The 5103-nt window shown below is 65.3% G+C and carries 4 protein-coding genes; all 4 read left to right on the top strand.

Annotated elements, in window-relative coordinates; genetic code table 11:
- Positions 1-1127: tyrosine-type recombinase/integrase (locus tag IEQ44_RS15425; protein ID WP_193639370.1), on the top strand; the 1127-nt coding region annotated here is incomplete at its 5' end.
- A 215-nt stretch (positions 1128-1342) separates the two neighbouring features.
- Complete coding sequence (locus IEQ44_RS15420; protein WP_193639369.1) at positions 1343-1639, top strand: hypothetical protein; 297 nt, start codon at positions 1343-1345, stop codon at positions 1637-1639.
- 54 nt (positions 1640-1693) lie between these two features.
- Positions 1694-2359, top strand: a complete 666-nt coding sequence (locus IEQ44_RS15415; RefSeq protein WP_319804712.1) for an ABC transporter ATP-binding protein — start codon at positions 1694-1696, stop codon at positions 2357-2359.
- Positions 2353-4863: a hypothetical protein gene (locus IEQ44_RS15410; RefSeq protein WP_193639367.1), complete on the top strand. Its 2511-nt coding sequence runs from the start codon at positions 2353-2355 to the stop codon at positions 4861-4863. Before IEQ44_RS15415 ends, IEQ44_RS15410 begins: the two co-directional genes overlap by 7 nt.
- Positions 4864-5103: the final 240 nt, after the last annotated feature.

Genomic DNA, 5103 nt, shown 5'->3' with positions numbered 1-5103 from the left:
CTCGCTGCCGACGGCTCACGTCCCTACCGACGCCGTCCCTCGATCAGACCCGAACCATGCTGAACTGGGAAGGGCCGCGAAACCTGAGCCTGGAGGCCGATCGAGCGTTCTGGGCGTGGGCTCTGGTCGAGGTCCTTCGCCACACCGGGGCACGCATCGAGGAAGTCCTCGAGATCACCCACCGCTCCTTCGTGTCCTACCGGCTGCCGTCGACCGGTGAGGTGATCCCGATGCTGCAGATCACCCCGTCCAAGACCGACAAGGAACGGCTCTTGGTCATCGGGCCCGAGCTCGCGGTGGCATTCGCCGAGATCATCTCCCATGTTCGCGGCGGCAGCGAGCAGCTGCCGCTGGTCGGCCGCTACGACAGCGCCGAGCGCGTCCACAGCCCAGAGCTTCCGTTCCTGTTCCAACGGCCGTGGGGCACAGGCAGGATCGCGATGAGCCCCTCGTACGTCGTCAAACTGCTCGATGAGCTGGTGACCACCGCGAAGATCACCAACAGCGACGGCACCCCGGCCAAGTTCAGCCCCCACGACTTCCGGAGGATCTTCGCCACCGAAGCTGTCGCGTCCGGGCTGCCCGTGCACATCACCGCCAAGATCCTGGGCCACGACTCGATCGCCACGACCCAGACCTACGTCGCGGTCTACGACCGGGACGTGATCGAGCACCACCGTGCCTACATCGCCCGCAGGCGAGCGCTTCGACCGTCGCAGGAGTACCGCGAACCAACTGACAGCGAGTGGGACGAGTTCCTCGGCCACTTCGCACAGCGCAAGCTCGAGCTCGGCACCTGCGGGCGTGCCTACGGCACCGGCTGCCAACACGAGCACGCCTGCATCCGCTGCCCGATGCTCCGCCCCGACCCGAACCAGCGAGAACGCCTCCAGGCCATCATCGACAGCCTGGAGGAGCGGATCGCTGAGGCCGAGGAACGCGGATGGCTCGGCGAGGTCGACGGCCTCCGGTCCAGCCTCGCCGCGGCCGAGCAGAAGCTCGCGCAGATGCAGCGCACCGCGACGAACCTCGGCATGCCGATACTCCCGGCGGCACAATCCGCCTCTGCGATGAGAGAGTCTCCAGGCGACCGCGTTCCCCAGCATCAAACTGAGTGTCGCGCTTGACGCGCTGCCACGCCCTAGACAGTATCCGTCCTGGATTGGACGAGGTGCGACCGCAGGTGGCACCTCGCCACGGGGGACGTTCCCCCTCCCCATCTCTCGGCGATGCGACGGGGATGGTGAACGGATCGGAGTTTTGGATGGCTCTCAAGAAGTTCCTCGTTCTGGGCGTTCTGGCCGCCTCAACCGTCGTTGCCCAGCCGGCGGCTCACGCAGCATTGAGTCAGTGCGCGGACAACAAGGTCTGCGTCTGGGGCAACAACGACTACGAGTGGTTGCTCGCCGCGCAGCTCCACGGCCAGCGCTCGTGGCTCGACGTCTTCAACAACGGCAAGGGCGAGAACAACCAGAACGACTCCTGGGCGAACAAGTCGAGCAGGCATGACGGCTGCGGCGTCGACAAGGTTGATGGGGGCGGCGACCGGATTACCTTCTGGCGGGACTCCCGGGATCCTGACCTGGCTTGGTTCAACAGCAACTTCGTGAGCGCGATGCGCACGACGAACGGCTGCTGAGAGGTGACCAGGTCGACTGAGTTGATTCGCGCTGCGCACCTGTCCCGTCACTATGTGTCGGAGGCAGAGACCGTCAAGGCGGTCGACGAGGTCGACCTGGTCGCTCACCGTGGTGAGTTCATCGGGCTCTTCGGACACAGCGGTTCGGGTAAGACGACGCTGCTGAACCTGTTGGCCGGATTGGATATGGCAAGCTCCGGTGAGTTGGTGGTGGCCGGGCTGCAGCTACGAGGAGCGTCCGAAGAACGGCGGATCGAGCTACGACGGGAATCGATCGGGATGGTCCATCAGTCTGACTATCTGATTGAGGAGTTCACCGCCTTGGAGAATGTGTGTCTTCCTCTCGAGGCACGCGGCATCCGGGGAAAGGTCGCGGAGGAGGAAGCGGGTGAGCTGTTGAGTCGCGTAGGCCTCGAGGGCTACCGCGATCGGCTCCCGCGGCAACTCAGCGGTGGGCAGCGGCAACGGGTCGGCATTGCACGCGCCCTGACCGGTGGCCGGCAGATTCTCCTGGCTGACGAGCCCACCGGCGCGCTCGACAGTGCCAACTCCGAAGCGATTTTCGAGCTCCTGCGGGGGCTTTGTGACGAGGGGCGACTGGTGGTGGTTGCTTCTCACGATCCCGCCTGTCGACGACATGCGACACGGGTGATCTCCATGCTGGACGGCCGCATCGCAACCGACGTCGACGACGTCGCGGACGACCTCGTCACGTGCTGACGGCTTCGTTGGTCCGCCGCCTTCTGTGGCGTCTGCGGCTGCGTTGGGCGGCAGCTCCCCTGTTTGTGGTCGTTGCGTTCGCTTTCGGCGGCAACGTCTTTCTGGACGAGCAGACCTTAACTGCCGAGCAGCAAGCTCAGTTGCTACCAGGTCGATTCGATGCCTCCGCAAGCCTGCTGAGTCTTAGTGTTCCCGTCGGTAAGCCGTACCTCACCGGGATTCAGGAACTCTTTGATGTCGAGGGTCTCCCGGTGACGATGTCGCTGCAGGTCATCGACTTCCCGGCGTACTCATTGGCCGACGACGGGCTGTACTTTCGCGAGATCGATTGGACAGCCGATCCGTTTCCCGGGGTCTACACCGTGATCGAAGGGCGCATGCCCCGCAACCCCGGGGAAGTCGCAGTGGTTGGAGACCACTCGAACCTCGATGCAGCAGTCGGCGACAAGGTCCCGACACTTGGCCAGCCCGACACCATCGAAGTCGTCGGCCTCGTGCAGTCGACGCTAGAGGACAACTCGGAACTCCTCGCGGCACCGGGCACGCTCGCTCGGCTCCATCCAGGGAGGTCCGGACTCGATAGCAACTTGACGTCGTCGCCAACATTCTTCGTCGACGGACGCGTCGATGCTGAGCTCAGCACGACGATCGCCCAGTTGCTACATCGGTATGACCCTCAGGTGTTCAGCCTTCCCGCGCCGGCGATGGCAGACGCTATCGACGCGGCGGTACGCACCCGGGCGGATGCCCGTGCCGATGTCGAGAAGCCGTGGACAGAGCGCTCCAGCCTTCTCTTCTATCTGCCTGTGCTGACGCTCGTCCCGCTCGGGGTCCTCTTGTGTCTGCATGGCCTGCGGCGGCAACTTGGGCCCGCCCTGCGCGTCATGGCGATGCAAGGCGTTCGTCGCCGCACGATCTTCGCAGTCGGCTTCTTCACTACGACGGCCACCGCGCTCACGGGTGCCCTGGTCGGATCGGGCGTCGGCGCGTTGGCAGGCCATCTCGCCGCCCAGGTGGACGACTGGTCCGCTCCCGCGGCCACGTGGCGCTTCCCGTTGGCAGCCGTGCTGGCCACCGGGTCGGGGCTGTTAGCGGGGGTCGCCGCTTGTGCCGCGCTATTTGCAGGAGCACACCGGGCGCGTCCACTGCGACACCTGAGTGCCCCCGGCTGGTTGCGCCATCTGCGGCACGGGCTCGCCACCATCGCTGCCGCCTACGCCATCACCCTCTTGCCACGTCTCGACACCGCGGGTGAGGCGTTGACGCTCACGGTGGTGGTGACCCTGGTCGCGACACTCCTAGCGCCGGACGCGCTGGCGTGGCTTATCGCTCACGTCCGGTCAAGTCGTCTGGTGATGCGCTTGACGACCAGATCCATGCGAGGCTCGGCGGCACGGCACGCAACCACTGCGATGGCTTTGACTTTGAGTGTGGCGGTGTGCGCTGGCGTGCTGGCTGCTACGGCCACGGCTCTGGAGGCTGAGCGTCGCCAGCGCGGCTCGACTGCCTTGCCGGGGCAGGTGGCCCTGGACAACGACGGCACTCCATTTCTTCCCGTGGACCATGCCGTCATCCGTGCGGCCGAGACAGTGCCGTCCATGGCGGGCCAGGAACCGGTGCAGCTCTACTTCCTCGGTCGACACGTCACCGTGCCCGACTACGACATCATTGACCTCTCCGGCGCGCTCACGACCGGCGGCAGCGGCCTAGTGATCGCATTCGAGACCGTCGAGGATGTCGAGCGTGCGACCGGACGCGACCTGACGGAGCTCGAGCGAGGGACGCTGAAGGATGCTGGCGTGCTGGTGATCGACCCGTCAGTCAGCGCTGCTTCCGGTCGGGTAGACCTGATCGACGAGAAGACCGGACAGGTCGCCGCTGCCGGGGTGAAGGCACTCGATGCCGAGTTCGAGCCGACGCCATGGCTAGTCGCGATCTCGAGCATCATGCTGGTGGAGACTGCAACCAGTGTCGGACACCCGGTAGCGGCTGGGGCACGCATCTACACCGATATCCCAGATCGGGACGCTGAAGCAGTCCTCAAGGCGCTCAGCGACAGGGGTATCAGTCCCGAGCAAGCCGAGACGTATCGCATCCCACCGGACCTGGTACCGCCTGCGGCGCTGTCCGGGTTGTCGGCAGCGCTGTTTCTGGTCGTGCTGCTGTTGGCCATCGCAGCTGTTCGAGGCCAAGTCGCGATGATGCGACCATGGGCGAGCAGACTCACCCAGCTCGGGGTACGCGGCTCCTGGGCGAAGTCAGCGATACGCCGTCAGTTCGTCATCGTCGCCGGCACTGCTCTTCCCCTTGGGTTGTTAGCCGGCTTGGGACCGCTTCTCATCAGTCGGATGCTCATTCCGTCGATTGCAATAGTCGTTCCCTGGGATGCCGTCGGCGCCCTGATGGCGTCGCTCGCGGTCGCGATGATGGCAGCAGCGTGGATCAGCACTCGCACTCTCACGGCGCAGGAGTCAGTGGGCTGGCTCGATTTGGACGGCGGATAAGGCGCCTGCCCGCGCTGGTACTCCGCGAAAGCATGCCTGACCAGGGCTGCTGCCGGTCGGTCAGCGAGGAGGCCTCGGGCTCGTGCGAGGTTACCGGTGGAACACTAGGGCTATCCCGGCTCTTCCCAGTTGAGCGTGGTTGAGGCGTCGGTCACCGACGGCCTGGCGAGGGCTGGATAGAGCACGAGGCCTTCAAGGATCAGGAGCGACCAAGCAACCTGACCTAATGAAGGCCTCGCG

The sequence above is a fragment of the Nocardioides malaquae genome (assembly GCF_015070385.1).
Taxonomy (GTDB): Bacteria; Actinomycetota; Actinomycetes; order Propionibacteriales; family Nocardioidaceae; genus Nocardioides; species Nocardioides malaquae.
The sequence above is the reverse complement of the archived record's forward strand: the minus strand, read 5'-3'. Positions and strand labels throughout refer to the sequence as shown.